At 67.7% G+C, this 25,491-nt stretch carries 25 protein-coding genes and 1 pseudogene; 12 read left to right on the plus strand and 14 right to left on the minus strand.

Features of this window, described 5'->3' with window-relative positions; translation table 11 throughout:
• The first annotated feature begins 485 nt into the window (after positions 1-485).
• Positions 486-1,466, plus strand: coding sequence for a DUF1616 domain-containing protein (locus N0B31_RS19725; protein WP_260593354.1), 981 nt, complete (start codon positions 486-488; stop codon positions 1,464-1,466).
• Entirely contained in the window at positions 1,463-2,353 is an 891-nt protein-coding gene (locus N0B31_RS19730; protein WP_260593355.1) for a hypothetical protein, read from the plus strand. Before N0B31_RS19725 ends, N0B31_RS19730 begins: the two co-directional genes overlap by 4 nt.
• A gap of 15 nt (positions 2,354-2,368) precedes the next feature.
• Here the strand turns inward: N0B31_RS19730 and N0B31_RS19735 are convergent, their stop codons facing one another.
• The 6 genes from N0B31_RS19735 to N0B31_RS19760 form a co-directional block, all read right to left on the minus strand.
• Positions 2,369-3,853 carry a flippase gene (locus tag N0B31_RS19735; protein WP_260593356.1) on the minus strand — a complete coding sequence of 495 codons (1,485 nt, stop codon included), beginning with the start codon at positions 3,851-3,853 and terminating at the stop codon, positions 2,369-2,371.
• Positions 3,853-5,673 (minus strand): putative glycosyltransferase family protein, encoded by a 1,821-nt coding sequence (locus N0B31_RS19740; RefSeq protein ID WP_260593357.1) that lies wholly within the window; start codon positions 5,671-5,673, stop codon positions 3,853-3,855. The genes N0B31_RS19735 and N0B31_RS19740 overlap by 1 nt, the downstream gene beginning before the upstream one ends.
• 120 nt (positions 5,674-5,793) lie before the next feature.
• Positions 5,794-6,738 (minus strand): glycosyltransferase, encoded by a 945-nt coding sequence (locus N0B31_RS19745; protein WP_260593358.1) that lies wholly within the window; start codon positions 6,736-6,738, stop codon positions 5,794-5,796.
• Positions 6,735-7,754: a lipid II:glycine glycyltransferase FemX gene (locus tag N0B31_RS19750; protein WP_260593359.1), complete on the minus strand. Its 1,020-nt coding sequence runs from the start codon at positions 7,752-7,754 to the stop codon at positions 6,735-6,737. Before N0B31_RS19750 ends, N0B31_RS19745 begins: the two co-directional genes overlap by 4 nt.
• 173 nt (positions 7,755-7,927) lie before the next feature.
• Entirely contained in the window at positions 7,928-8,185 is a 258-nt protein-coding gene (locus tag N0B31_RS19755) for a hypothetical protein (RefSeq protein ID WP_260593360.1), read from the minus strand.
• A gap of 18 nt (positions 8,186-8,203) precedes the next feature.
• Positions 8,204-9,049 (minus strand): FkbM family methyltransferase, encoded by an 846-nt coding sequence (locus N0B31_RS19760; protein WP_260593361.1) that lies wholly within the window; start codon positions 9,047-9,049, stop codon positions 8,204-8,206.
• Between the two features lie 186 nt (positions 9,050-9,235).
• Between N0B31_RS19760 and N0B31_RS19765 the strand changes: the two genes are divergently transcribed.
• From N0B31_RS19765 to N0B31_RS19780, 4 genes and pseudogenes are all read left to right on the plus strand, one after another.
• Positions 9,236-10,603 carry a hypothetical protein gene (locus tag N0B31_RS19765; RefSeq protein ID WP_260593362.1) on the plus strand — a complete coding sequence of 456 codons (1,368 nt, stop codon included), beginning with the start codon at positions 9,236-9,238 and terminating at the stop codon, positions 10,601-10,603.
• Positions 10,604-11,054: 451 nt separating this feature from the next.
• Positions 11,055-13,388: a hypothetical protein gene (locus N0B31_RS19770; RefSeq protein ID WP_260593363.1), complete on the plus strand. Its 2,334-nt coding sequence runs from the start codon at positions 11,055-11,057 to the stop codon at positions 13,386-13,388.
• Between the two features lie 183 nt (positions 13,389-13,571).
• Positions 13,572-14,553: pseudogene (locus N0B31_RS19775) on the plus strand (heterodisulfide reductase-related iron-sulfur binding cluster); the annotation flags it as partial.
• A 104-nt stretch (positions 14,554-14,657) separates the two neighbouring features.
• Positions 14,658-14,792 carry a DUF7503 family protein gene (locus N0B31_RS19780; RefSeq protein ID WP_260593364.1) on the plus strand — a complete coding sequence of 45 codons (135 nt, stop codon included), beginning with the start codon at positions 14,658-14,660 and terminating at the stop codon, positions 14,790-14,792.
• 30 nt (positions 14,793-14,822) lie between these two features.
• Here the strand turns inward: N0B31_RS19780 and N0B31_RS19785 are convergent, their stop codons facing one another.
• The 4 genes from N0B31_RS19785 to N0B31_RS19800 all read right to left on the minus strand — a co-directional run bounded on the left by N0B31_RS19785 (position 14,823) and on the right by N0B31_RS19800 (position 18,257).
• The gene (locus tag N0B31_RS19785) at positions 14,823-17,114 is read right to left on the minus strand and encodes a hypothetical protein (RefSeq protein ID WP_260593365.1); all 2,292 of its coding nucleotides are present in this window, start codon (positions 17,112-17,114) and stop codon (positions 14,823-14,825) included.
• A gap of 84 nt (positions 17,115-17,198) precedes the next feature.
• Positions 17,199-17,618 carry a response regulator gene (locus tag N0B31_RS19790; protein ID WP_260593366.1) on the minus strand — a complete coding sequence of 140 codons (420 nt, stop codon included), beginning with the start codon at positions 17,616-17,618 and terminating at the stop codon, positions 17,199-17,201.
• Positions 17,618-17,770 (minus strand): hypothetical protein, encoded by a 153-nt coding sequence (locus N0B31_RS19795; RefSeq protein ID WP_260593367.1) that lies wholly within the window; start codon positions 17,768-17,770, stop codon positions 17,618-17,620. Before N0B31_RS19795 ends, N0B31_RS19790 begins: the two co-directional genes overlap by 1 nt.
• Positions 17,771-17,846: 76 nt before the next feature.
• Complete coding sequence (locus N0B31_RS19800; RefSeq protein ID WP_260593368.1) at positions 17,847-18,257, minus strand: acyl-CoA thioesterase; 411 nt, start codon at positions 18,255-18,257, stop codon at positions 17,847-17,849.
• Positions 18,258-18,652: 395 nt separating this feature from the next.
• Here N0B31_RS19800 and N0B31_RS19805 point away from each other — a divergent pair, with 395 nt between their 5' ends.
• Both N0B31_RS19805 and N0B31_RS19810 read left to right on the plus strand, forming a co-directional pair.
• Positions 18,653-18,850, plus strand: coding sequence for a DUF1328 family protein (locus tag N0B31_RS19805; protein ID WP_260593369.1), 198 nt, complete (start codon positions 18,653-18,655; stop codon positions 18,848-18,850).
• Between the two features lie 92 nt (positions 18,851-18,942).
• Positions 18,943-19,299, plus strand: a complete 357-nt coding sequence (locus N0B31_RS19810) for an amphi-Trp domain-containing protein (protein WP_260593370.1) — start codon at positions 18,943-18,945, stop codon at positions 19,297-19,299.
• Between the two features lie 154 nt (positions 19,300-19,453).
• Here the strand turns inward: N0B31_RS19810 and N0B31_RS19815 are convergent, their stop codons facing one another.
• Positions 19,454-19,858, minus strand: coding sequence for a hypothetical protein (locus tag N0B31_RS19815; RefSeq protein ID WP_260593371.1), 405 nt, complete (start codon positions 19,856-19,858; stop codon positions 19,454-19,456).
• Between the two features lie 93 nt (positions 19,859-19,951).
• A complete protein-coding gene (locus N0B31_RS19820) occupies positions 19,952-20,620 on the minus strand; it encodes a helix-turn-helix domain-containing protein (protein WP_260593372.1) in 669 nt (222 codons plus the stop codon).
• 259 nt (positions 20,621-20,879) lie between these two features.
• Between N0B31_RS19820 and N0B31_RS19825 the strand changes: the two genes are divergently transcribed.
• Positions 20,880-21,206, plus strand: a complete 327-nt coding sequence (locus tag N0B31_RS19825; RefSeq protein WP_260593373.1) for a NifU family protein — start codon at positions 20,880-20,882, stop codon at positions 21,204-21,206.
• Positions 21,207-21,225: 19 nt separating this feature from the next.
• Here N0B31_RS19825 and N0B31_RS19830 read toward each other — a convergent pair whose 3' ends face one another.
• Positions 21,226-21,624 carry a metal-dependent transcriptional regulator gene (locus tag N0B31_RS19830; protein WP_260593374.1) on the minus strand — a complete coding sequence of 133 codons (399 nt, stop codon included), beginning with the start codon at positions 21,622-21,624 and terminating at the stop codon, positions 21,226-21,228.
• A 170-nt stretch (positions 21,625-21,794) separates the two neighbouring features.
• Between N0B31_RS19830 and N0B31_RS19835 the strand changes: the two genes are divergently transcribed.
• The 3 genes from N0B31_RS19835 (at position 21,795) to N0B31_RS19845 (ending at position 24,175) form a co-directional block, all read left to right on the plus strand.
• Positions 21,795-22,937: a pyridoxal phosphate-dependent aminotransferase gene (locus tag N0B31_RS19835; RefSeq protein ID WP_260593375.1), complete on the plus strand. Its 1,143-nt coding sequence runs from the start codon at positions 21,795-21,797 to the stop codon at positions 22,935-22,937.
• Between the two features lie 205 nt (positions 22,938-23,142).
• On the plus strand, positions 23,143-23,679 hold the full coding sequence (locus N0B31_RS19840) for an OB-like fold-containing membrane protein (RefSeq protein WP_260593376.1): 537 nt from the start codon (positions 23,143-23,145) through the stop codon (positions 23,677-23,679).
• Entirely contained in the window at positions 23,672-24,175 is a 504-nt protein-coding gene (locus N0B31_RS19845) for a metal-dependent hydrolase (protein ID WP_260593377.1), read from the plus strand. The genes N0B31_RS19840 and N0B31_RS19845 overlap by 8 nt, the downstream gene beginning before the upstream one ends.
• A gap of 27 nt (positions 24,176-24,202) precedes the next feature.
• Here the strand turns inward: N0B31_RS19845 and N0B31_RS19850 are convergent, their stop codons facing one another.
• Positions 24,203-25,270: a polysaccharide deacetylase family protein gene (locus N0B31_RS19850; RefSeq protein ID WP_260593378.1), complete on the minus strand. Its 1,068-nt coding sequence runs from the start codon at positions 25,268-25,270 to the stop codon at positions 24,203-24,205.
• Between the last annotated feature and the right edge of the window lie 221 nt (positions 25,271-25,491).

Raw genomic sequence — 25,491 nt, forward strand, 5'->3', positions numbered from 1 at the left:
ATCGCATGGTCTAATCCGTAGTAGGAGGTGACCGGCTTTGTTAGAAGAGTGATAAACCCGGTCGGCATCTCCTACCGGCTGGTCGCGACTCCTCGTCGAGCCCCGTCGAGCATCACGGTAGCCACCTGTTCTCCGTGGCCAGCGTGCCCCGACGGTACTACCGTTCGGCGGTCACGTCGCTCGCGGATCCAGCAGCGAGAAGGGATACGTCGGTCTCCCGACCCGACGTTCCACTTTCGGATCCTCCCCTCGTGGCCCTCCGTCCGGGGGTACGCCGAGCCGCGGCTCCCTGGGGGCGGTACCGGCTCCAGGGTCCCCACGGCGCGACCGGTGAGTAGTAGCGGTATAACAATGTGCGGACTCCGCATGACTGCTCCCGATGCCTCTATCCACGATTCGCCCTTGTCTCGACGTGTCGGTCGGGGGGACCCGTGTCGGGCCGATCGGACGCGTGGGTCGCGGTCCAGCGATGGTGGTGGTGGCCGATGATATCTGACTCGGTCAGGTCGACACTGGCCGCGTACGTCCGGTCGCTCCTCTCCCCCCCGGCCGACCTCGCCGTGGGGCTGGTGGCGGTCTCGGTCACCGCCGCCGCGGCACTGCTGCTCGAGGGGCCGCTCGGCACCGCCGCCGGCCTCCCACTCCTGCTGTTCATTCCCGGCTACGCGGTGGTCTCTGCCCTCTTCCCCAGGTCGGCCGATGCCACCTCTCGCGTCGCGCCAGTCACGTTAGTCCAGCGGGCCGGGCTATCCTTTGGCCTGAGCGTCGCGCTGTTACCGCTGCTGGGGCTTTCGCTGTTCCTCCTCGGCCTGTCCGTCGACGCCCTGTCGGTCGTGGTACTCCTCGCTGGTGTCTCGGTCGTCGGACTGGTGATGGCCGCATACCGGCGGTGGCAACTCCCTGCAGACCAGCGGTTCGTCGTCCCGTACGACCGCTGGTGGCGGACAGCGCGGGAGTCAACGTTCGGGAGCGACTCGCACGCCGACACCGCGCTGAACCTCGGGCTTGGCCTCGCCGTGGTCGTCACTCTCTCGCTGCTCACCTACGGCGTCGTCGCCTCAGGTGCCGGACCGGCTTACACCGAGAGTTCGATCGTCGTCGAGAACGAGTCCGGAGCGCTGGTCGCGTCCGGCTATCCTGATGAACTCAACCCCGACGAGAGCGAACCGTTCGTCCTCGAACTGACGAACCACGAGGGCGTGTCTGTCCAGTACACGTACGTCGTCGAACTCCAGCGGGTCGACCAGTCTGGGACCATCGTGGAGCGGGCGCCGTTCGACCGTGGGTCCGCGCTGGTGGCCGACGGGGAGACGTGGCGAGGTGCGATTCGCGGGTCGCCGGGCCTCACTGGCGAAGACCTGCGTCTCACCGTCTACCTCTACGAAGGGTCGGTACCAGCGACGCCGCGGGCCGCGTCCGCGACGAACCACCTGTTCATCTGGGTCGACGTCCCGGTATCCCAGTGATCGACCCTCGTCGACCGACCTCCGTCCCGGCAGCCCTCCGCTCGGTCGGGCGATACGTCGCCTCGGGGCTCCTGCAGGTCGAACACTCGCTGCGGTCGGCCGGGGCCGCGTTCGTCGACCGCTGGCCCGCGCTCACGACCCTACTGGTGAGTACCTGGTACGGCTACACGCACCTCTACTGCTGGGGGACCGGCGTGAAGAACTCGCTCGTCCACCCGGCTGGGATAGACCCGTTCGAGATACAGCGGGTGCCGCTGGACCCGCCCATCCCGTGGCTCGACCTCACCCCCTCCGGTCCCGTCACGTCGCAGTTCTCGCGCTCGAAGTTCAAGTACGCTGGCCGGGTGATGGACGGCGACTGGGACCAGCACACCGTGCCCTTCCAGGAGACAGCGGTCTACCGTGGATTCAAGGCACACTTCGAGCGGAGCGTCGACTGGGCCGAGACGGAGTTCTTCGCCGACGTGATGGACCGAATCGACGACGGGAATCCGATGTGGGGGTGTCGCTCGCGGGCGGCATTCGAGCGGCGCTGCGAGCGTATCGACGAACTCTACGCGAGCATCGAGGCGCACGGTTACCGGATCCAGGCTGAACTCGCGGGAGATGAGGTGGACGACCCGCTAGCGGCCCAGCGTGTCCCGTCCGCCCGACACACCATTCACGACGAGATGACCGTGCTCATCGGTCGTGACGGCGAGTACATCTTCGTCGACGGCCGCGACCGACTGGCTATCGTTCTCCTCCTCGACCTCCCCTCGGTACCGGTCTGGGTACTTGCCCGACACGAACGGTGGCAGCGACTGCGCGACGCCGTCGCCTCCGGGCGGGTGGAGCAGTGTGACCTCCCGCCGCGACTCCGCGACCACCCCGACCTGTCGACCTGAGTCGGTCCCATCGGGTCACGTGAGGAACGACCTGAGCCGTTGGACGTCCAGCCGACCGCTGAGGACGGAGAGTGCCATCCAGACAGCGCCACCGAAGAGGACGACCGCCACGAGCGAGACCAGTCCGGAGACTAGCGGAAGCGTCACCCTCACCATCGCCGCCATCCCGAGCGCGATGCCGGTGACTACGACGAGATGCGTGAGCAGTCCCCGGATGTCGAGCGAGAGCTCCTGGTGGATGATGACGACGTTGAAAAGCGTGTACGCGGTGTACGTGACGCCGGTGGCGGCGGCGGCGCCGACGACACCGAAGACGGGGATGAGGAAGACGTTCAGCAGGGCGTTCGCCACGGCCATCGCGCTCTTGCCAGCGGCGCGGGCCTTCGCCCGGCCGAGGTAGTCCAGTGCGTCGCTAGTAATCTTGTTCACCGTGTAGACGATGAGGACTACGCAAAACACCTGTAACACCGGCGCGGCTGGGAGGTACTCGGTGCCAAAGACGAACCGGATGGCGGGTTCCGCAACGAGCGCGAGGCCGGTGGCCGCAGGGACGTACAGCAGGAGGACGTACTTCAGTGACTCCTCGTAGAGCCGGGCGGCCCGCCCGTCCGAGTCGATCGCGCGCTGTCGCCCGATGGTGGGTGAGAGCGTGAACCCGAACGAGGCAGCCGGCGTTGCGAGCACCGTGTATATCTGCCCGGCGATGACGTAGTACGAGACTGCTGCCGGGTTCAGCAGCACGCCGACGAGGATGGTGTCGACCTTGTTGTCCAGCGCCCCGGCCCCCTTCGTCAGCGTGAGGGGGAGGCTGTAGCGGAGCAGTCGCCGCGCCAGGCCGCGCTCCACCTCCTCGGTCGGTCCGAACTGCCGGTGGTAGATTCGGTAGAGGACGACCCCCCCGGCCAGTACGGCGAGGGCGTAGCCCGCGACGTAGCCACCGAGGGCGCCGATGGCGCCCGCGCCGGCCACGACGAATCCGACGGCGAAGACGAGACGACCCACCCCCGAGAGCCCGGTCAGCGCGGCGCTCATCTCCACGCGGTCGAACCCCTGGAACACCACCGACAGGTGGGTCGTGAGCGAGTAGGTCACCACGTAAACACCTCCGAGTACCAGCATGGGGGCGACCGATGGCTGACCGAGGAGTCGCGCGAGCGGGTCGCTGACGAGGGCGAGGCCGACACCCACGACTGTGGTCAAGAGGCCGAACGTGAGCAGCGAGGTGCGGAGGATGTGTCGAATCTGCGAGGGATCGCGCTCGAGGTACTCGGTCAGGTAGCGTGCGGTGGACTTCGGGAGGCCGAGCGTCCCCAGCAGCGCGGCGACCCCCAGCACGGAGAGGGTGAAGTGGAGGCTGCCGAACTGCTCCGGGGAGAGGAACGCCCGCGCGAGCAGCACCATCAGGGCGGCGTTGGAGGCGATGTAGACGATTCGCCCAGCGAACAGCGCCTTGAGGCCCGACGCGAGGTGTTCGCCCAGTGACTCCTCACCGTCAGCCATCAGCGGACGAGATAGAGCGTGAAGCCGTCACCACTCTGGACTCTGTCGATGCCGGGCGTCCACCTCAGCGAGTGGAACCCGTCCCCCGGGTACCGGAACCCGCGATAGAGGACTGTCTCACGCTCTTCGTCGGCCGCGGTGACCGGGAGGTACACGGATTCTTCATAGTAGTCTGTCAGGTTCGTGCCGAACACCGCCGTCGGCACTGGGTCCCGTACCGGAAACTCCGCTCTGGTCTCCGAGTGGGGGCCGTAGACGGCGTCGACGTACCGCTCGGTCCCACCCCTGACACCGGTGAACGCCATCTCCGCCTGTCGGTGGTCGAACGCCGTCTCGTACCCCTGGAACTGCTGCTCCGTGATCTGACCGGACCCCTGGTATATCCACGGGGACGGGTGGAATGAGAGTGCAACCAGCGGTAGCAGGAAGACGAACAGCACCACGACGACGACCCGGAACCACTGGTGCTGCCAGTGTGAGATCGGTGCCGAGAGGCCGTGGTAGAGCGCCACCGCCCCGAGGATAGTGACGATCGTCATGAGGAACCCGAGGAGTCTGAAGTAGTGGTCGCCGAAGTTGGCGAGGAAGATGACGCCCACTGCGGCGGTGAGTGGGACGAACGACACGGCGAGATACTTCGTGTACGCGTTGCGCTCGGGGAGTTCCTCGTCCAGTTTGCCCAGTACGCTCAGGAGCAGCAGTTCCCCCGCCAGTACGGAGAAGACGAGCGCGGGGAGGAAGAGTTTGACGAACAGTTCCTCGAGACTGCCCCCCAGCGCGGCCAGCGACCCCGACCGTGCGGCCACCTCCGCCCCTGGTGCCCCGCCCGCCGAGCCGCTGGAGACGAAGAGGCTCTGGTAGAGTCCCGTGATGCGACTCATCACCCGCTCGTCGCCGTACGACCACAGTGTGAACACGACCGCGAGGAACCCCGTCTGGAAGTAGAGCGAGTGGTGTTCGGCGATGCGACTCTCTGGCCTGAAACGCTGGACGACGACCTGCGTGAGGACGACGCTCCCGAACACCATGAGCACGTTCAGCGCCTGCTCCGGGTGGACGAGGACGATGGCCGCGGAGACCAGCGCGAGGGCGACACCCAGCGCCGTGAACCGTCGGGTGTCCGGGTCCGTGGGCTGACGGAGGTATCGAAACAGTAGGTAGAGGACCAGCGGCGTGAACATGACCGCCTGCGACGACGGGTGGGCGGGGAGGTGGATGGCGACGTTGTTGAGCGGGAGGAGCAGGAGCGCGGCGAACAGGCCGACGACGGCCCCTCGGTCGTCACCCGTGAGGTGACGGACACAGAGCACGACGAAGACGATGAACACGGCAGGGAACAGGAGCGCGACGAACACGAGTGCCCGCTCGAACGGGAGACCCCCCGCCCGACTCACCAGTATCGACGTGAGGTGGACGCCGGGGTGGATGAGGTCGAACGGACTCGCTGCGCCGCTGGCGAACGACTCGACGAACCCGAGGTGGCTCAGTGCGTCCCCGCCGCCGTAGAAGTAGTAGCTCCGGAGGAGTGGGAGCGCCAAGATGGACCACACGGCGGTCCCAGCCAGCAGGACTCCACCCTCTCGGACCGGGCGGGCGACTCTCGGCCAGAGTGTGACGACGAGCGACGCGAGCACCGCGAGGGCCGTCCCGACCCAGAACGCGGCCGGAGTCGCGCGGTAGATGGAGAGTTCGAACCCGGTCGCCGGGGCGCGGATGGCGGCGACCAGCGCGCCTGCCATCGCGCAGAAGCCGACCAGCAGGAGTAGTCGCTGCCATCGGTTCTGACTCGCCCGCTCGACCGACTGTGTCTGGTGCGTCATGCTGGATGCTCACTCCCTCGAATCCGTAGGGCTACTACCCACACGTGGTGCCGCTCAGTAGTTTTGTTATACGCTATCGAACGGGGAGTAGGCGGCTATTACGGCGGTCTGGCGCCGACGTCATCGGTCGGCCACGCGCCCGTAGACGCCGCGTATCTGCTCGCCCATCCGTTCCAGACTGAGCGACTGGACGCTCGCGCGCCCATCCGAGCGTCGGGGGGTCCCGAGCACGTCCACCAGTCCGTCGACGAGTTCCTCGTCGGTCTCGCCGACTGCCGAGGGATCGACGCCGTCGAGGCGCAGCGACACGTCGCCGACGTCCGTGGCGACGATGGGGAGGTTACAGCCGAGGGCTTCCTTCACCACGTTCGGCGAGCCCTCGTGTCTCGAGGTGAGCAACAGGGCGTCGGCCGCGTTCATGTACAGCGGCATCCGGTCGTGGGGGACACCGGAGACCGTCTGCAACTCGACGTCACTGTCGAGCCGCTCTCTGGCGGCCGCCACGACCCGCTCGGCTCTGGGGTAGTCCTTCACGTCGGCGTCGGGCGGGTAGGGAAACAGTACGTGGCGGGCGTCGGGTCGCCAGTCGAGGGGCTCGCGGGCTTCTGCCGTCGGGATGGGGTGGAACAACGACAGGTCGACCCCGTGGGGGATGACCTCGCAGTCGTCGTCCAGCGCCGCCGCCATCTCGTCGCTCATCACGATGACGGCGTCGGCGTGGTGTGCGCATAACCTGCTGAGGCGTCCGAACGTGCCGAGGAGGTCGGACCCCCAGAGCGAGACGACGACGGGGTGGTTCGGCTGTGCCAGCGCCGCCGGCGCGGTCAGGCCGTAGTTGGCGTGTACGAGGTCGTACCTGCCGAAGGAGTGGCGAAGCGCTCGGGGATAGAGCCGGAGGTAGTCGACCAGCGACCGAGTGTCGTCCCCGGAACGCCACGGCAGGCTTTCGGTCGGGACGGCGAGCGTCGTGGTCTCGACACCCTGTCGCTCGAGAACGTCGACCTGCTGTCTGTAGAACCTCGCCTCGTCGTTGGTGACAAGATTCAGGACCCGGTGCGCGCTCATCGTTTGACGAACTCGTAGGCTCGCTTGGCCAGTCGCATCCTCGCACCGCCCGACTCGACGGTGTAGTAGGGCACGAGGCTCGCACCGAACTTGCTCTTGTACCGGCAGAGCCGCTCCGTGTTCGCGCCGACGAGGTCGTACCGCGTGACGCTCTCGCGGGGCGGGTCCTCTACGAGATCCTCGACGACCCGCCAGTGCAGGAGGCTGTTGATGCTCACGTTCTCGTGCGTCGTGCGCGTCCCACCCTGCCAGAAGTAGGCCGCGTCGTTCGAGTAGAGTACGGTGATGCCGCCGAGGAACGCCCCGTCCTCGTCGCGTGCGACGTAGATCCGACAGCGGTCGTCGGCCCCCAGCGCGCGGGTCAGGTCACGAACGTACTCCCACGGCAGTGGATAGCCCCGGCCTTGCTCCTGGTAGCGTGTCCGGGTCTCCTCGTGGACGCTGGCGGCGGCCGATACGTCACTACCGTCCAAGACTTCGACAGTCAGGTCCAGTTCCTCGCCGTCGCGTATCTCCCGGCGGAGGCTCTTGCTGAACGACGCGAGGAGGTCGTCCGTCGAGCGCCCCTCGACGCCGAGCGAGTAGGTAAACGAGGCGTTCACGTCCAGCCCCTTCCAGCTGTAGGGGCGTGGGTCGGCGTAACTCGGCGAGCAGACGACGCGAAACATCGTGCTGGCTCTGTCGACATCCAGTCGCTCGAGGACGCCCTCGGTGAACGTCCGATTGAGGCGCTCGTGTTTCCGTCGCTTCGGACTCGCCGGCATCAGGAGCGGTCCCAGTCGCGGGACGCCCATCGAGGGGGGCGGCGAGAGCAGGACCGTCCCCACCGCCGGTCGACGGACCACCACCGGGAGCAGGGCCGCAGGTCGTTCACCTTTGTAGCCCGCGAGGAGGTGCAGTTCGCCGGATGTGTGCGCGTCGAGCACATCGAGGGCCGCCGGTGTGTGGAACACCTCGAACCCCTCGGCCGGGAGTGCACGCTCCCACGCCGTCCGATCGATCCGTTGTATCTCCATCTGTCTCTGGGGGAGTGGCCCCGCCCGGTGATTTTGTTATCTCGCTCCTACGCGCAGTTCCACCCGTAGTTCCGGGCCATTTCGTCGACCCGGCGTCCACCGTCCGGTCGCGGTAGTAGCCGTTTAGGCGGACGACTGCGACTGGATACGGTCCGGTACCGCACGGCTCGCCGTCAGAGGTAGCCCAGCGACTCCAGTCGGTCGCGAACCTCCTCGTCCGAGGGAGCCGTCTCCCCCATCGGGGGCCCCGCCTCCTCGCGCTCCAGTTCGCGCAGGAGCCGCGTCATGCAGAACGTGACGTAGGCGTCCGTCGATTCGAACTGGGTCGCGGCCAGACGCCGCTCGACGCTGGCGGCGAGCGACGCCGGAATCTCGACCGTCTGTGTCTCCTCCTCGTCGGCCATCTCGTGTCGACTGGTCGGCGCTGTCATGGTTGTCGTGGGTGTTGGTCAGGTCGGCTTCCGAGCGAGTATCGTCGGCGACTCGGTGCTGCGCTCCCCGGCGAGTGTGACGTGGTCGACACGGAAGCCGAGGTCGCGGATTCGTTCGACGAGCGTCTCGTGGTTGCCGTGGGGCTCGACACAGAGCACGCGGCAGTCCTCGTAGGCCAGCGTCGCCTCCAGTCCGTCGATGACCGACGGTCCTGCTCCCTCGACGTCGATCTTGACGACGTTCGGCGGTGGAATCCGCCCCTCCTCGACGAGGCTGTCGCCGGTGACGGCGTCGACGTCGACGACGCTCACCGAGCGGTCGGTGTCCGCGTACGCCGGGTCGATGGAGGACTCCTGTGTCCCCGGCGCGGTCGAGTCCAGCACGTGCAGCTGGACGCGGCCTGCCGTCGACGAGAGCGCGACGGGGAGGACGTCCACGTCGACGCGGTTCAACTCGGCGTTCCGCCGGATGCGTTGTCGGTTCGGACCGTACGGTTCGAAGGCGACCACTTGGCCGCCGTCGATAGCCTTCCCTACCACGCAGGTGTAGGTCCCGACGTTGGCCCCGACGTCGTAGAACACGTCGCCGGGCTCCAGTTCCTCGCGAAGCGCCTCGATGACGGGGCGTTCGGCCCCGCCCGCGACGTTCACCACGTGGTACTCCTCGTAGCTGGTGACCTCGAACGTCGCGCTTTCGTCCCCGAACTCGACCGTCTCGGTGCCCCCGGACAGGGCGAAGTAGAGCCGGAAGTACGCTCGTTTGAGGTGGGCACTGAGTCCCGTCGCTACGAGCGCCCGCTTGAGGGAGCCCCGGTAGAGGTACCGGGGGAGCCGTTTCAACAGCGCGGCCGGACTCTCGCTCATCGGTCCATCACCCCGCGGTACCGTCTTTGTTATGCATGAGTTGTGCCACCACATCGGGTACCGGCGGCCCCGTCGCGGTCCGGGCGCGCCGGTCGGTATGATGTTCCTGTCCCGGGGGCGGGCGTCGTATGTGCCAACTAACAACGTGGTTCAACCGGCTTTACCATGGTACCGGCACTGGAAATCATGAATCGAAGAGGATTCGTCTCGTCGCTCTGTGTGGGCGGGGCGGCGTTGCTCGGTGGCTGTTCCGGGCTTCGCCAGGGGACACGCGGGAAACCGGGCACCGACGACGAGGAGGGGCCGGTGCAGGACCCGGTCCCCTCGCCGTCGCCGACGCCCGGACCACCGTACGCCGACCAGTTCGACCGGGTCGTGAACGTGGTTCGCGCGGGCGCCGATCCGGAGGGTGGCGAGAGCATCGTCTCGCTGGTGAAGGAGGAACTCCGTGACGACACGCTCCTCTACTTCCCGGCGGGCGAGTATCTGGTAGACGACCGTATCCACCAGCTGGAGTTCTCGAACGTCGGCCTCGTCGGGCGGGACGCGACGTTCGTCCCGGAACCGGGGATGGAGGTGGCTATGTTCGATTTCGGGCGGGCGAACCGGGCGTCGGATATCCTCCTCGACGGCCTGACGTTCGACTTCACGGCACCGAACACCGGGCCGCGACCGTTGAACGTGCAGGCGGGCGGGCAGATGGTCGTCCGCGACGTCTGGGTCCGCGGCACGCAGGACATCGGGGAGGGGATGATGCGCTTCGACGTGACCCACCCCGACGGTACCGGTGTCGTGGAGCGACTGCGACTCCCCGACGGGTCGACACGGGAGGTGGACTCGGCCGGCTGTCTGGTCGGTGACAACCACCGGGGGCGGATACAGTTCCTCGACTGCCACGTCGAGGGGTTCTCCAACAACGGCCTCTACGCTGGTCCGGAGCGGGGGACGGTGCAGGTCCACGGTGGCTACTTCGCCAACTGTCGCATCGCCAGCCTCCGGGTCGGCTCGAACAGTTACGTCAGCGGCGCTCACGTCCGGTGTGATCGGAGTCCCGACGACTTCGGGAACATGCGGGGGCTCCGGCTCCGGCAGGGCCGGAACATCCTGATAGAGGACACGCTCATCGAGATGGTGAACGTGAGCGGCAGTGAGGGGGGGTTGGTCCTCGCGCCGTGGCTGGAGGAGGCGACCATCCGGAACACGAGCATCAAGGTGGAGTACGACGACATTCCTGCAATCAGGCTGAAAGGTCCTGCCGACGCCATTGGCCTTCCCGGTGGTCGAGTACGGTTCGAGGACATCTCCATCGTAGGCGCGGCCGCAGGGGGAGCGGCTGTCAACGTGACCCGCCGGGATGGGGTGCAGTTCGAGGGGATCCTCGTCGAGCAGTCCGGGTCGAACCGGGACGGGTTCGTGTTCGACCAGACGAACGGCGCCACCGTCAGCGACGCCACCATCCGGGTCACGGGGGAGCCGATCGTGCGGCGGAACTCGACGGTCAGGACGGTGAACGTCCGCTACCCCGGCCCGCGGGACCAGCCACCACTGCCCTGACAGGTCGTATCCCTTGAGTGACCCGTCGGTGAGTAGTGACTGGATAGCTTTGACTCAGCCCCCAGGCCAACGAAGTCGGAGTGGATTGGGCGCGCGCCGCCACGACGGGGGTAGAACGGGGATAAATTAACAGCGAGTAATAACTTTTTTCTGGTACAATTAATATAATAGGATTGATACTGGGGAATGCAATACGAAATGGTAAGTATCTGATAACCAAAAGATGAACAAACATCCGGAAAGTTATGTAGTTATTTGTGTTTAGCGTTTTATCAGCCACTGATTCCATCGAGAGCATTAATGTACCGGCGACGAGCGGTCGGGTATGGTTGGAAGCCATGACGGTAGAGATGACCGAACCGAAAATGATTCTGACACAGATACTGTCGGAATCGATGAAGTAAACGAGGCTGACGAAACGGAGGGATCCCCGCAGTTCACGCGGCGGTCCATGCTCCGGACGGCGGCGGCGGCCGCGACGGCCGTGGGCCTCGGGTCCGTCTCCGGCTCGACGCTGGCGACGGCTGCGCCGGGGAACCGCGTCGACCTCGGTGACGTGGGGCTCAGCCCCGGCGACGACATCACGCCGTACTTGGAGGACTACTGCGTCGGCGGGAACGAGGTCCACATTCCAGAGGGAAAGTACCGGTGGGACGGGCGGAGCGGCCTCGGCGGTACCTACGACGGCAGCATGTTCCTCATCGGCGACGGGAATGGTGCCGTACTAGACATCGGCGACGGGAACGCCTGCGACTTCGACATCCGGACGGGGTCCTCGGCCGGTGCCATCCACGTCAAGTTCCAGAACATCACGCAGGTCGGCCGCATCGGCGCCGACGGCTCTCGAATGAGTGTCGCCGCGGAGGCGGACGACTCCCTCATCGAGTTCAACCGGTTCGACCGTCCGGACGGGTGTGAGTTCGACACCGACGCCACGGGTGCGTACGTCCCCTCGGGCCACGCAGGCACGATCCGATTCCTCAACTGCCACTTCGAGCACTTCTCGAACAACGGTCTGTACGCCTCCTCGCCCGGGCAGGGCGACGGCGGCGACGGCGACGGTACGATCGAAGTCCTCGGTGGGCTCTGGAAGAACAACAACATCGGGAACATCCGCATCGGGACGACGGACAGTATCATCGAGGGTGTCACCATCTACAACGACGGGTCCGGTCCCGGGATCTCGGGCGGGAGCAGCAACGAGATGTCGGTCTACATCCGCGAACCGGGCGTCAACATGCGCATCAACGACTGCGACATCACCACCGTCGGGTCCGCGGCGAACTGCGTCCGCATCGCCGACTCGCGGTTCAACAACTCGCGGGACGGCGACCTCACGGTCACGAACACCCGTATCCGCCACGACCAGTCCCCGTCCGTGGTCAACGTCTCAGGCTCGTTCGGCGTGGGCGGCGACACCATCGACCTGACGGGCGACGGTGACCTCTCGCTCGACGGGGAGGGGCCGTGGGACGGCGTCTGTCGGAACTCCGGCTGTGCAGCGCCGACGACGGAGCGACGCTGGTACGACTCCGACGGCAGTGACTCCGGTGGCTCGACGGGCGGGTCGAGCACCGCAGTCGAGACGGCCCCCGCGACGGACGTGGGTGAGTCGGGGGCCACGCTCGAGGGAAATCTGAACGACCTCGGTGACGCGGCGTCAGCCGAGGTGGGCTTCGAGTACCGCGAGAGCGGCGCGAGTTCGTGGACGGCGACGGCGACGGAGAGTCTCACGTCCACGGGCGCGTTCAGCCAGTCGGTGACCGACCTCACGTCCGAGACCGAGTACGAGTACCGTGCGGTGGCGACGACCGGCGACGGCACCACGGTCACCGGCTCGGCGGTGACGTTCAGCACGCTGATGGCGAGTCTCGAGAACCACCTCGTCGTCCGGACGTTCGACGACTCGGGGCTGTCCTACGCGTTCACGACGACCGGCCTCGCACGGGCCGGCCCGGAGTCGGAGATCGGGAACAACGACTCCGTCACGGACAACGGCGACGGGACGTACACCGTCGAGGGTGCCACCGGGAGCGGCTTCACGGACGACTGGTACTTCGACGGCGGGGTCACCGCGTGGGCCGACGAACCGGACCCCGACAAGGCGACGGGGGACTTCGAACTCGTCCTCAACGGGACCGTCGTCAGCGTCGACGAACTCCTCGGCGACACGGAGGCCGTGGTCGAGACGGGTGCAGCGACGGACGTGGGCGAGGCCAGCGCCACGCTCGAGGGGTCGCTCACCGACCTCGGCGACGCGGCGTCGGCCGACGTCGGCTTCGAGTACCGCGAGAGCGGCGCGAGTTCGTGGACTGCCACGGCCACCGAGAGCCTCACGTCCACGGGGACGTTCAGCCGGTCTGTGAGCGACCTCGCCTCTGAGACCGACTACGAGTACCGCGCAGTGGCGACGGCCAGCGACGGCGACACCGGCACCGGGTCGGTGGCAACGTTCGCCACGGGAGCGGCCGCGGACCCGAGCACCGGGCCGGTCGTCGACCGATTCTCGGTCACCGAGGGAGGGTCGCCGAACCCCCACGCCGACATCACCGCTCGGTGGGCCGTCTCCGACAGCGATGCGGACCTGCACTGGGTCCTCGTTCAGGTCCTCGATCAGAACGACAACGTCCTCGACGCCTCGCGGACCGTCGTCTCCGGGGACAGCGCTTCGGACTTCGACTACTTCCGAATCAAGCGCGCGGACGGCCAGACGTTCCAGGTCCGTATCTACGCCGTGGACATGGCGGGCAACTGGACGGAGGACGGCGACACCGTGACCGAGTGAGGCCGACCGGGTAGCCGTCACTTCCGCGTCCCGTCGTTCGGGGCACCGTCCCTGGAGGTTCGGACGCCGCCACGCCAAAGCCCCTCCACCCGGTAGCAGCATCGTGCGAACTCGTGGCATCCGCCGACACCCCAGCCCCGTCCTCACTCGTCGCTCGCTTCACCGACCGGCTGGGAGGCCGGCGTCGAGGGGCTGACCCCCGGACACGGACCCCGGTGGGCTGTACCTCCAGAAGCGGCTGTTCGGCAACTTCGGGACGCTCGATCGACTCGGGAGTGCGACCGTGCCGGTGTCGAACCTGCTCGCGGGGACGGCCCTAGTGCGGGGGCTGCTCGAACGGGCGTTCGGGGTGGACCGCCGCCGGGCGCTCCCCGAGTTCCGGCGCGAGACGTTCCGCCAGTGGTTCGCCGACCGAGGCTCGCGAGTCGCTACCCCCGACCGCGAGGCCGTCCTGTTCCCCGGCCTCTACACGAACCACGTCCACGTCGAGCGGGGGCAGGCGGCGGTCCGGGTGCTGGAGGCGCTCGGCGTCGGGGTGACCGTCGCGGACGTGAGCGCGAGCGGTCGCGTCCCGCTCTCGCAGGGGATGGTCGCCACCGCGCGCGATTCGGCCGAGCGGGTGGCCGACACGTTGCTCGGGCACGTCGACGCGGGCCGCGACGTGGTCGTGGTCGAGCCGAGCGACCACGCGGTGTTCCAGCGCGAGTACGAGCGCCTCCTCCCCGAGGCTAAGTACGAGCGACTCGCGGCGAACAGCTACGAGGTCCTCGAGTACGTCTACGGCCTGCTGGAGAACGGCGCCGACCCGTCGGCGCTCGCGGCCCCGGCGGATAGGACCGGCGACGGGCGGCTCGCCTACCACGGCCACTGCCAGCAGCGGACACTCGGCGTCGACCGCTACACCGAAGCCGTCCTCACGGACCTCGGGTACGACGTCGAGACGTCCGACGCCGAGTGCTGCGGGATGGCCGGAAGCTTCGGCTACAAGCGGGAGTACTACGACGTGAGCCGCGCCGTCGGCGAGGACCTGACCGACGGGTTCGCGGCCGACGGCCGGCCCGTCGTCGCCAGCGGCACCTCCTGTCTGGAACAGCTCTCGGACCTGCTGGCGCGGCCGACCCGGCACCCCGTCGAGGTGGTCGACCCGGCCCAGCGGCGGGGGTAGTGACTCACCGACGGGACTGTCTCCCAACCCTGATTCATAACTCTGTGTGTAGTATTTCGATTCTCGTGCGAGGTTGAACAACAAACCCCGCGTCGGGTGCGGTGATGGCACACGACGACATCGCCTCGTACCTGGCAGCGCATCCGAAGATGGCCGGCGTCCTGTTCACGGCGCTCCTGTTGCTCACCCAGACCGGCTCCGCGATGGCGGCGGTCGGGTCGACTTGCCCCGGCCCCTGACCGCGGCAGCACGCCCGACACCCAGACGACTCACTCCTCGGCCGCGAGCAGGTCCGACAGGTCCGCGGCCGTGAGTTCGTCGCTCCACGCCAGCCCGGTCCGTCCGGGCACGCGGACCGGGATGTCCTCCAGCGCGAGCACCTCGTCCAGTTCCGCCGCGGTCACGCGGAACGTGTCGAGGCGCCCCGTGTTGAGGTAGGCCCGCCGGTTCGACCCGACGTAGGGGACGTAGAACGATCCCATCCCGAGCCGGTGGGTGGGGTAGGCGCTCATGGTGGCGTCGAACGACTCGTTCGGGCTCGACTCGACCTCGAGCAGGACGGGCGTCCCGGAGGCCGCGGTGACGAGTTCGGCGTTCCCGTCGCCGAGGACGACGTAGTTGCTGGCGGAGAACAGGTCCTCGCCGAGGACGTCGACGGCGAGCTGGAGCGGGTAGCCGGCGTTGAGGATGCGCGCGAGCGTCCGTCCCACGACCGTCGCGGAGCGACTCACCACGTCCGAGAGCGTGACGACGCCCGCGAGCGCCCCCTTGTCCACGAGCGTCTGGCCCGGTCGGTACGACCGGCAGGCGTTGAGGAAGAACGACTCGACGCCCACGCGGCCGATGCTGTCGGCGGCGAGGAAGCCGTCGGCACACTGCAGGCCGCGCTCCTCGACGTGGCCGATGTAGTGGACGAAGTCGAGGTCGGACTCGAACACCGAGGCGAGCGTCTCGCGGTCGGTCAGTTCGTACCGCTCCACGTCGAACGTCACGAGGTCGCGCGCGCCGTAGATGTCGCCCACGACGAGTTCCTCGCGCATCTCGGCGTCGTTACAGACCACCGCCATCGAGATGCGGCTGTCGCGCTCTCCGCCGACCCGCGTGGCCCGCTCTAGGTGCCGGGCGTACGACCGGAGGGTGGCCTTCGAGGCCCCGCGCGGGATGCCCTCGCCGAGCCACGCCTGACTCAGGCTCTCCGGCGCGGGCGGGACGTCGACCACGTCGGCGTCCGCCCAGCCGTCGACCCCCGACCGGGTGCCCGACCTCGCGGTCGCGCTCGACTCGCCGCCCCCCTCGGCCTGCACGAGCGCCGGCTCCGGGCCGCCCGTCACCGCCGGCGTGGGCGAGGTCCGGACCAGCGCGAGGTCCGCCGCGAGGAACGGGAGGTGTCGAGCCGTCTCCGGCACCGCGGGGGCCGTCGCGGTGAGTCGCCAGCGAGGCCACGCCGGCGCGGTCACGGAGAGCGGCACCGCGAGGTACGCGGCGGTCCGCTCGGCCAGCGGCGCGTCGTAGGCCGCGCGGAGCGACAGCGGGAGGTGCCGCTCGATGGCCTCGCGCTCGGCCAGCGCCACGTCGTAGTAGCCGACCGTCCGGACCACCGTATCGAGCAGGAACAGGTGCCTGAAGACGTCCCTGACGGCCGTCTCGTACCGGCCCAGCGGGTCGGCCGGGGTCGACTCCGGCCGGTGGGCCGTGACCCGCGGCGACTCGTCGACGGCGTCGAGCGGGTAGGTCCGGCCCGCCGCGTGGAGCGCCGGGTCGCCGGGTTCGACGCGCGCGCCGAGGTACGACGCGAGCGACGCCAGCGGGTAGACGTACTCGTAGGCCGGCGGACAGGTGAGCGTCGGCGCGTCCCCGACCGGCTCGAGGTCGGCAGGCACGTCGAACGCGTCGCCGAACGCGAGTAAGGGTGGGTGCCCCCGCAGCGTCGGGAACGACCGCTCCGGTGACCGGGTCTTGAGCGCCGACCCGAACACGGAGAGGCCGTCCATCACCCCCGTGGGCGTGCGGGGGACGGTGACGATACCGGCCGGTCGGGAGTGGTGTGACCGGACGCCGACCGCGACGTCGACGGGGTCGTCGTCGGCCGTCTCGGCCGCCCCGTCCGTGCCAGTAGTGCCGAACGTGATGGTCGTCTCGTGGGTGGCCGGCGTCACCGTCACGGGGGCGTCGACGGCGAGGTAGAGTTTCAGGCCGGTGACGTCGAGTTCGAGGTTCCAGCGCCCAGCCGGGACCGTTGCGCCGTCGCGGTTCGACGACTCGGCGACGAGCGTGGCCTCGGGGTCGCGGACCCGGACGTTCACCCGGCGTGGGACGGTCAGCGAGGGGGTCCGGACGGTGACGGCGGTGGTGACCGGGAAGGTGAACCGGGCGTCGCGCGCGGCCTCGTCGAGCGCGGTCGGGTCGAGTGCCACCGGGGCGCGGAACACCGCCGCCCCGCCCTCGATGGGGTCGTGGACGCGGACGCCACGGCCGCCGGGGAGCGCCGTCACGGTCGGCGTCGCGGCGTCGGCCGCGAGGGTCTCCGGGTCGAACACGAACGGCTCGTCGGACCCGCCCATGCCACGTGGAGTCACGGGCCGGTTATGTCGTTGTCGCTCGCGGGGTCGGCGGCGCTGTTTCTCGGAGACGGCGGGGAGGAACGGTCAGTCCTCGGAGACTCGCTGGACCGGGCGTTCGCGTCGGCTGTCGACGGTCCGGACGAGCCGGGCGGCCAGCACCCGGTAGTGGTCGGTCCCCGTGCGCTTGCGATAGCAGTCGACCGCGCCACACTCGATGGCCTCGATAGCGACGCTCGCGTCGTCGACGCCCGTGAACAGGACGACCGGGAGGTCGGGGCGGGTCTGGCGGATACGCTCGAGGAGTTCGATGCCGTTCATCCCCGGCATCTCGTAGTCAGAGAGTACGCAGTCGAACGACTCCGTCTCGACGCGCCTGAGCGCCGCGTCCGGGTCTGACTCGGTGGCCACGCGGAGCCGGTCGTTCGACCGCTCGAGGAAGGTCGCCACGATGTCGAGGAGGGCTTCGTCGTCGTCGACGTGGAGGACGTCGATGGGCCCGTCCATCACCGGGGTGTGAGCGACTCGCCCGTCTCGGCCTCGATGGCCTCGCGGCACTCGTCGCAGAGCGGGACCGACTCGTGTTTCGTGCTCCGGAGCAGGAGCTCGTAGCGCTCCTCCGCCTCCCCCCGGCAGTTCACGCACCTGTCGTGGCTCATACATCACCGTAGGAGAAGGGGGTACAAAAGTCTGCAGTTCGGATTCTCGAACTGTGGAACCGGGCCGGTCGCCCGTCTACGCTGACTCGATGGCCTCGCGCCACGCGTCCGGAATCGGCTTCGACTCGCCCGCCTCGCGGTCGTAGACCACCTGCACCGTCTCGGCCGTCGCGGCCACGGTCCCGTCCTCGCGTCGGATCTCGTAGTGCATCGGAATCGAGGCGGTGCCAAGTTCCGGTATCGTCAGCGCCACGGTCACCACGTCGTCACCCTCGACGGGTGCGCGGAACTCAATGGCGATGGACGCGAGCACGCTCCCCACCTCGCTGAGCGACTCGCCGACGACCTCCCGGAAGTAGTCGGCCCGCGCCTGTTCGAGGTAGGTCGCGTAGACGGCGTTGTTGACGTGGCCCATCGCGTCGATGTCGCGGAACCGGACCCTGAACTCGGTCTCGAACTCGTACTCCGTCTCGGCTTCGTCGGTCATACGCCCGGTCCACACCGACCCGGGATGTACCCTGCGGAGACGGGTCGACCCGCCGCGGGTGGCAGGGTCAAGAGCCCGGACCCCGTAGGTGGGGTATGGACACCGCCGACCGGTTCATGCTCGTGGGACTGGCCATCGTCTTCGCCCTCATCGCCGTGGGGCTGGTGGTCGCGTACGTGGTGGGCTGAGGCGTCCCGTACCGCGAGACTCGTCGGTGCCGGCCCGAATGCGCGTCCGGGGGTGCCTGCGCGTGCCGGCAACGGAGTCAGGGCCGGCGCGCCACTGACTCCCGACGCTATGCGAGCCACACCGACTCCGAGGTACGGTCGACCGGGCACGGTCGACACGACGAGCGGGACCGAGACGACGACCGAGCGCGGCCGCGGGGGTCGCCCGTGACGCTCCCGCTGCAGGCGCCGCTCGTCCCCCTGCTGTTCTCGGGGGACTTCCTGTACGCGGCGGTGGTGCTGTTCGTCGTCGCGCTGGTGGCGGGCCTGTTCGGGTTCCGCGGCATCGCGGGCATCTCGATGGAGGTGGCGCGGCTGTTCGTCGTCATCTTCCTCGTGCTCGCCGTGGTCGCGCTGATACTCTGAACGGCCCTCCCGCTTCGCTCCGCTTCCCGACCGGTACTGGCGAGTGCAGGCGAAAGCGGTGGTCCCCTGCGGGGTGTATCGGGAGGTGTCGTATGACGGAACTCGACGCGGTTCAGGAGTCGACGCGGAACGAAGTCGCACAGTACCTCCGCGAGTTCGCGGACCAGCTCGAGACCACCGACCGGCCGATGGGGACTCCCCTGCCCGAGGGTGGTGACACCACCGAGGCGTCCACCGACGGTGAGCGTCGGGTCGGCCCCGACGGGAAGGTGACCCTCGTGGTCGGCAACGATAGCGCGACCATCAACCCACCCGAGACGGTCGGCTTCACCGTCCGGGTGGACGACGACGACCCGCTGGTCGGCGGGGAGTCCGAGCGCCGGCTCGAGTTCACCCTCGAGTGGGCCGCCGAGGCCGTCGAAGCGGACGGCTCGCTGGAGATCGAGTGACACGGTCGGCGGCATCGTACGGGCCGACCTTCTCTGCGCAGTTCACGCCGGGCGAGCGGCTGCTGTGGACGCTGCGGCCGCTCACGAGACGGTCGCGTAGCGGGTCGGTCCCGTCGGTGACGGGTCGAGGAGGGCGGTGCGGACTGGCCGGCCGCTAACCGCTGGTGTCCGTGGTGAAGACGGCTTCGCCCTGACTCTCGGCGCCGGCGACCGCGGTCGTGTCCGAGCCCGAGGCCCCGCGCTCGCGGCGGTACTGGACGAACGCCGCCAGTGCCGCGAGCGAGACGAGCGCGGCCAGCCCGAGCAGGCCGCGACGGCGCCGACTGCGCGAGTCGCCGTCCTCCGGACTGACCGACCCGTCCCCGCCCTCGCCCTCGGCGTCCGTCGCCGTGTCTCCGTCGTCCGATGCCACCCCGTCGGCGTCACGCCACGACTCCGCGCCCGGATCGTCCGTGACGACCGTCACCGAGGCCTCCGCGAGCGCCTCGTGGACGGCCTCCTTGACCGGCCGCTCGACGACTGCGGCAACGGCGTTCGGGAGTCTGCGCTTCTCCGACACCGACCGTGTCGATGGTGATTCACTCACGACTGGAACTGTGGGCCACGTCGTCCCGGGCGTTCTGCCTTCGCTCGCAAGGCCCCATCCCCAGCGCTACCCGCTGCCCGCCTCCGAGACCGGCCCGACGAGGAGTGTGTCCTCGACGAGCGACCCCGTCGCCCGGCGGAGCCGCTCCGAGAGCGCCTGGTGGGAGATGTCGAGTTCGCTGGCGAGTTCCTCCATCGTCGTCTCGCGCGGGATCTCGAAGAAGCCCCGGCGGGTCGCCAGCACGAGCGCCTCGTACTGGTCCTCGCTCAGCCCGAAGCGGCCCGCCGGCTCGCCCTCCAGCTCGCGGATGGACTCGACGTCGAACGTCAGGCCGTGGGCCTCGGCGAACTCGTGGGTCCGCGAGAAGTGGTCGCGGTCGGGGTAGAACACCCTGAGCTGCCACCGGTTGCCCTGGCCGTAGGCGTCGAGGACGGTCGCCTCCGCGTTCGTCAACAGCTGCAACAGGAGGTCGACGTGGTCGACCCAGTTCATCCGGTAGAGCGTCTCGTCCTCGAACTCCGAGAGGCAGGTCACGTCGTCGACCGTCGGGTCCGCCTCGAACGACCGCTCGACGGCCTCGCGGTCGACGTGGCGCATCCACAGGAGCGGCATCACCGACGACTCGCCGCTCCGGATGATGCGCTCACACTCCACCTCGGCGTCGGGGTACGCCCCGAGCGTGCGTGCCAGCGCGAACTCCTCGGCGGGTACCGTCCCCCGCACGATGGTAGCCATATCCGGGGTCGTCGCCTCTCGTTGAAGAATCTATGTGAGCCACGCGAGAAGGTGGGCGGCGGCTGGACGAACCCCGACCGTGCCGCGCCGGTCGTCGTCGCCCGCCGCCCGTCGGGACGTGTTCGTGCCGGATGAGCGCACGTTATGTGCCCACTTAACCAAATATGTGGTCTTTTAGGCGCTCCAAACACTCGTGTGTTTGGTTTAGGGGTGCCAAACAGGACAAGTATATGGTCGTAGCGACCGAAGCGGGAGGTGTATGAGTGCCGAAAGCCTCGAACGACGGACCCGGAACTACCTGAGCAGCAGCGTCCCGCAGATTCAGGACCACGGCGGCAACTTCCAGATAGAGGACGTGGACGAGGAGTCCGGCGAGATCACCGTCGCCATCGGCGGGGCCTGCTCGGGCTGTGGTATCGCGCCGATGACGATGCGGGCCATCGAACGACGGCTCCCCGAGGAGGTCGACGAGGTGACCAGGGTGACGGTCCGACGGACGAGTGGGCCGCGCGCGGCCGTGATGCCCGACAAGACCGAAGAGATGGAGACGATGGAGGAGTACCAGGACTACGAGCCGCCGTTCTGAGCGGGCCAACGAGGCCTCCCTAGCCCTCTGCGCCCTCCGACGGTGACACCTCGCCGTCGGGTGGGTCGTATGGAAGTAGCGCCACCAGTCGCTCGGCCACCACCGGGCTGAGCACCCCCGCCATCTCCATCGCCTCGCGTTCGTACTCGTCGAGGTCAAGGACGCTCCGGAAGAACCACGAGAGGGTCACGTACGTCTCGTGGAGCGCCGCGGCGCGCTCGCGGCCCGCCTCGGTGAGTTCGACACCCTGGTACGGCTCGTACTCCACGAGCCCTTCGTCGTCGAACCGGTGGAACACCTCGACGGCCGTCCCTGGCGTCCGGTCGAGCAACTCGGCGACGACGCCGGGTGAGACCGGCGGGGACTCCCGGTGCTGGGCGACGTAGAGCGCGAGCAGGTACTGCGCTCGGTCGGTCATCGCCGTGGCGTCCGCCGGCCGGCCCGCCGCCGTCTCCGCCCTCCATCGCGATCACGCATACTCTGTAGTGTTTAGGCAAGCCTAAAAAATTCCCGGGTCGCCGTCGTCCGTCGCCGCTCGCCGTTCGCCGCGACGCCCACGCTTTTGCCCACCTCGGGACAACGACGCGTATGGTATCGGACCGCGCCGACGAGACGACGCCGTTCCTGGCGATGGAGGTGTTCAGGCGGGCCAGCGAACGCGCCGACGCCGTCCACCTCGAGGTGGGCGAACCGGACTTCGAGCCACCGGGGTACGTCGTCGACGCGGCCGTCGACGCGCTCCGACGTGGTGACACCGGCTACACCGCCGCGGCCGGGAAACTCGGCCTCAGGGAAGCCATCGCCGACTACTACGACCGGACCTACGGGGTGGACGTCTCGCCGGAGCGGATCCTGGTGACGCCGGGGTCCTCGCCCGGGCTGTTGCTGGCCTGTCTGGCGACGCTCGACCCCGGCGACGAGGCGGTGCTGACCGACCCGCACTACGCGTGCTACCCGAACTTCGTCCGGCAGACCGGCGCCACGGTACGGACGGTCGAACTCGACGCGACCGAGGGGTTCGCGCTCCGGCCCGACCGGTTCGCCGCCGCGCTGGAACGCGACCCCGAGGTGCTCCTGCTCAACTCGCCCGCCAACCCCACCGGCGCGGTGATGGACGGTGACACGCTCCGCGAGGTCGTGGAGCTCGCCGAGACCAGGGGGACGACCGTCGTCGCCGACGAGATCTACCACGGGCTGGACTACGACGTGGAGGCCCGCTCCGTCCTCGAGTTCACCGACGAGGCGTTCGTCACCGACGGCTTCTCGAAGCGCTACGCAATGACCGGCTGGCGGCTCGGCTGGGTCGTCGTCCCCGAGTCCTACGCCGACGTGGTGAACCGCCTCGTGCAGAATCTGTTCATCTGTGCGCCCTCGTTCGTCCAGGAAGCCGGGCGGGTGGCGCTCGAACGCGAGGACGACCACCTCGACCGCGTCAGGGAGACCTACCGCGAGCGCCGGGACCTCCTCGTCGACGCCGTCGCCGACTGGGGTCACGGCCTCGACCTCGGCTACACCCCCGGTGGCGCGTACTACCTCCTCGTGGATGTCTCCGAACTCGGTGACGCGTTCGACGTGGCCGACCGCCTGCTCGACGAGGCGGGCGTGGCGACGACACCCGGCGTCGACTTCGGCCCCGCGGCCGCGGACTACCTCCGGCTCTCCTACGCGACCTCGATGGACCGGCTCCGCGAGGCCGACCGCAGAATCTCGGTGTGGCTGGCGGACGTCTGAGTCGCCACGGGCGTCTCCGGCTCGTACACCCACATTGCGGGTGCTGGTCTACCAGCTCACCGCGTCGTTGACGATCCCACCGAGAACTAGACCCCTGAACAACGGGCGAGTCGATATGAGCAACCCGAATGGGGCGCACCGGTAACAGTGAGGGTACCCGTGGCAGGGGACGAAGAACGAAGTAGAACGCCTCGCATACCCCTGCATGCGCCGATCAGTAGCCGTCCGGATTGCGGTACTTCTGGTGCTCTTGGGCGCGTACGTCTCACTCCCCGTCTTTTACGATACGGTAAGGAGCACGGAGCCCGTACTCTCGGGACAGCAGGTACTCTTTGCCAACCCACAGGCGTTCGTCGGAGAGGAAGTCGTCGTCAGCGGCTCTGTCGTCGACGAAGAGCCCGTTCGTGTCCGTGTCACTGGGCCGGGAGACAGCACGGTGACCGTGACCCTCGTCGGCGGGACCTGCTGTCCTGAGACCGGGAGCCTCAGCCACTCGTACGGCGTCTTGGTCGACGAGCGAACGGTCGACGTGATACGCATGATCGTGGTCCCGTGGTGGGGCCTGTTCTACACGTACGCCGTCTCGCTCGTGGCTGGCGTGTGGGTCCTGCTTCTGGGGATGCGTACGTGGAGTTTCGACGTCTCGAATCTGGAACTGGTTCCTCGTAGTGCACCCCGGTGGGCCAAGCAGGATACGGATTCCGGGCTCGTGGACAAAACGGAGGAGGATTCGGATGCCTGACTGGCTCACCCACGTCCTGATCGTATATTCGGTATGTCTGATTCTCTCCCGAAGATGTGTCTGGCTCTCGCCACCGTACGTAGCCGTCGCCATGGGAGGTGCACTCCTCCCGGACGTCTCTAAACTGAATCTCCTCGTCTCCCCGTACGCAATCCGACAGACGCTTGATATTCCGTTCTCGTGGACTGGACTTCACACGACCGGTGGGGTGGTACTCGGCAGCCTCGTCGGAGGCGTACTGACGAGTGCGGAGCATCGCTCGCGAGTGGTCGCGCTCCTCTTGCTCGGCGGAGCCTCGCATCTCGTGGCCGACGCATTCCTCAGAACGCCCACAGGCGGTTCCTACCCGCTGCTCTGGCCCATCACTGACTACGCGCCTCAGACTCCGGGGTTGTACCTAAGTACGGACCCTGCCCCCACGGCAGTGGCTCTCGGTATCGCGGTGGCTCTGACTCTGCTCGGTCGAGACGACAGCGATGGCACGGACGACCGGTGAGTCGAGGATGTGGCCTGTATCGTCGCACTAGGGTGGATCGACGGGACCTCGATACTGACCGATCAGATTCTCCGCCGGGCCGAAGCTGAACTTCGAGAGGAGCTTCTCCAGTTTGGTAGCCATCCCTCCGATTCCCCGATACGAGATGAACCGCTTGTGGAAGGGGATGTCCTGCCGGACGACGTCCTCGTTGAACTCCCAGGGGTGGAAGTAGATGGTGGCTGGGATGTGACGGGCGTTCAGATTCCTGATACCCTGGTGGACGATCGAACTGGGGAGCAAACGCGCGTAGAACCCGCCAGCTATTGGGACCGGGAACCGTGGGTGGAACACTGCGGGCGGCAGTTCGAGTATCGTCCCGTGTCTCGCCATCGGTTCCGGTGACATCAGCCGCACCGGACCCACACCATCGGCTACCGAGACTTCTCGTACGTGTCCGTTCGACCGCGGGCTGTCAAATCTCGATTCGACCGGCTGGTCGACGAACGGGGTGTCCGAGCAGGCGAGATACGGCCGCTTCGGCGCGTTCGACACCCCGTACATCGGCGTCCGGACGGGGAAGATACTCGAATCGTACGCGAACCCGTACTCGACGAGCGTCTCTATCGCCCAACGGGTCTTCGGCGTTATCGAGAAGTTCGGGGCTCGGAATCCAACGACCTGCTCACCGGTGGCTGCCTCTATCGCCTCTACGCTCCGACAGATCTCCTCACTGAACGTCTCCCGCGTCAGGTCGAAGAGCGGCGTGTGAGTGTGGCCGTGCGACGCGACCTCGTGTCCCTCGTCCGCGATACGTCCGACGAGACCAGGGTGTTCTTGGGCAACCTCTCCGACGACGAAGAACGTCGATTTCGCGTCGTAACGTGCGAGTATCTCCAGCACCGTCTCCACCGACTGCTGGATGTGTGTCGTCGGGTCAGTGACCGCATCCGTCAGGAGCGTCGCGGAGTACCAGTGCTCGGTGTCGAACGTGAGGACGTTTTGGATTTCCTCTTCGGTTGTCTCTTTCACTGTCTCCTCCCTCGATTCGGGCTCTGTGGAGTCGGGTTCAGTACGGGTGACTCCTCCCAGCCCGCCGATCACGAAGTCGGTCACCCGTGGTGCCGGTCCCCTCGACGAGACTCCCCGTCGCCGTTTACGGGTCGGCCTCTGACAGTTGCCCGTCCTCTCCTCGCCTCCGGGTCGCACTAGACATCTGTAGTTACTATAGTATATGATAAGGGTTTTTCATTTTTGCATGTATTTCTATTGGTAAATGAATGGGGAAGAATATGTCTGCTATCCTCGCTCCCCGGAGTAGGATATCCAACACTCGT

Origin of the sequence: Salinirubellus salinus (genome assembly GCF_025231485.1) — an archaeon.
GTDB classification, from domain to species: Archaea; Halobacteriota; Halobacteria; order Halobacteriales; family Haloarculaceae; genus Salinirubellus; species Salinirubellus salinus.

Bases quoted from the DNA above. Each gene is read 5' to 3' on its own strand.
- N0B31_RS19725 (WP_260593354.1), top strand. From the start codon at position 486: ATGATATCTGACTCGGTCAGGTCGACACTGGCCGCGTACGTCCGGTCG.
- N0B31_RS19735 (WP_260593356.1), bottom strand. From the start codon at position 3,853: ATGGCTGACGGTGAGGAGTCACTGGGCGAACACCTCGCGTCGGGCCTC.
- N0B31_RS19740 (WP_260593357.1), bottom strand. From the start codon at position 5,673: ATGACGCACCAGACACAGTCGGTCGAGCGGGCGAGTCAGAACCGATGG.
- N0B31_RS19745 (WP_260593358.1), bottom strand. From the start codon at position 6,738: ATGAGCGCGCACCGGGTCCTGAATCTTGTCACCAACGACGAGGCGAGG.
- N0B31_RS19750 (WP_260593359.1), bottom strand. From the start codon at position 7,754: ATGGAGATACAACGGATCGATCGGACGGCGTGGGAGCGTGCACTCCCG.
- N0B31_RS19755 (WP_260593360.1), bottom strand. From the start codon at position 8,185: ATGACAGCGCCGACCAGTCGACACGAGATGGCCGACGAGGAGGAGACA.
- N0B31_RS19760 (WP_260593361.1), bottom strand. From the start codon at position 9,049: ATGAGCGAGAGTCCGGCCGCGCTGTTGAAACGGCTCCCCCGGTACCTC.
- N0B31_RS19765 (WP_260593362.1), top strand. From the start codon at position 9,236: ATGAATCGAAGAGGATTCGTCTCGTCGCTCTGTGTGGGCGGGGCGGCG.
- N0B31_RS19770 (WP_260593363.1), top strand. From the start codon at position 11,055: ATGCTCCGGACGGCGGCGGCGGCCGCGACGGCCGTGGGCCTCGGGTCC.
- N0B31_RS19780 (WP_260593364.1), top strand. From the start codon at position 14,658: ATGGCACACGACGACATCGCCTCGTACCTGGCAGCGCATCCGAAGATG.
- N0B31_RS19785 (WP_260593365.1), bottom strand. From the start codon at position 17,114: ATGGGCGGGTCCGACGAGCCGTTCGTGTTCGACCCGGAGACCCTCGCG.
- N0B31_RS19790 (WP_260593366.1), bottom strand. From the start codon at position 17,618: ATGGACGGGCCCATCGACGTCCTCCACGTCGACGACGACGAAGCCCTC.
- N0B31_RS19795 (WP_260593367.1), bottom strand. From the start codon at position 17,770: ATGAGCCACGACAGGTGCGTGAACTGCCGGGGGGAGGCGGAGGAGCGC.
- N0B31_RS19800 (WP_260593368.1), bottom strand. From the start codon at position 18,257: ATGACCGACGAAGCCGAGACGGAGTACGAGTTCGAGACCGAGTTCAGG.
- N0B31_RS19810 (WP_260593370.1), top strand. From the start codon at position 18,943: ATGACGGAACTCGACGCGGTTCAGGAGTCGACGCGGAACGAAGTCGCA.
- N0B31_RS19820 (WP_260593372.1), bottom strand. From the start codon at position 20,620: ATGGCTACCATCGTGCGGGGGACGGTACCCGCCGAGGAGTTCGCGCTG.
- N0B31_RS19825 (WP_260593373.1), top strand. From the start codon at position 20,880: ATGAGTGCCGAAAGCCTCGAACGACGGACCCGGAACTACCTGAGCAGC.
- N0B31_RS19830 (WP_260593374.1), bottom strand. From the start codon at position 21,624: ATGACCGACCGAGCGCAGTACCTGCTCGCGCTCTACGTCGCCCAGCAC.
- N0B31_RS19835 (WP_260593375.1), top strand. From the start codon at position 21,795: ATGGTATCGGACCGCGCCGACGAGACGACGCCGTTCCTGGCGATGGAG.
- N0B31_RS19840 (WP_260593376.1), top strand. From the start codon at position 23,143: ATGCGCCGATCAGTAGCCGTCCGGATTGCGGTACTTCTGGTGCTCTTG.
- N0B31_RS19845 (WP_260593377.1), top strand. From the start codon at position 23,672: ATGCCTGACTGGCTCACCCACGTCCTGATCGTATATTCGGTATGTCTG.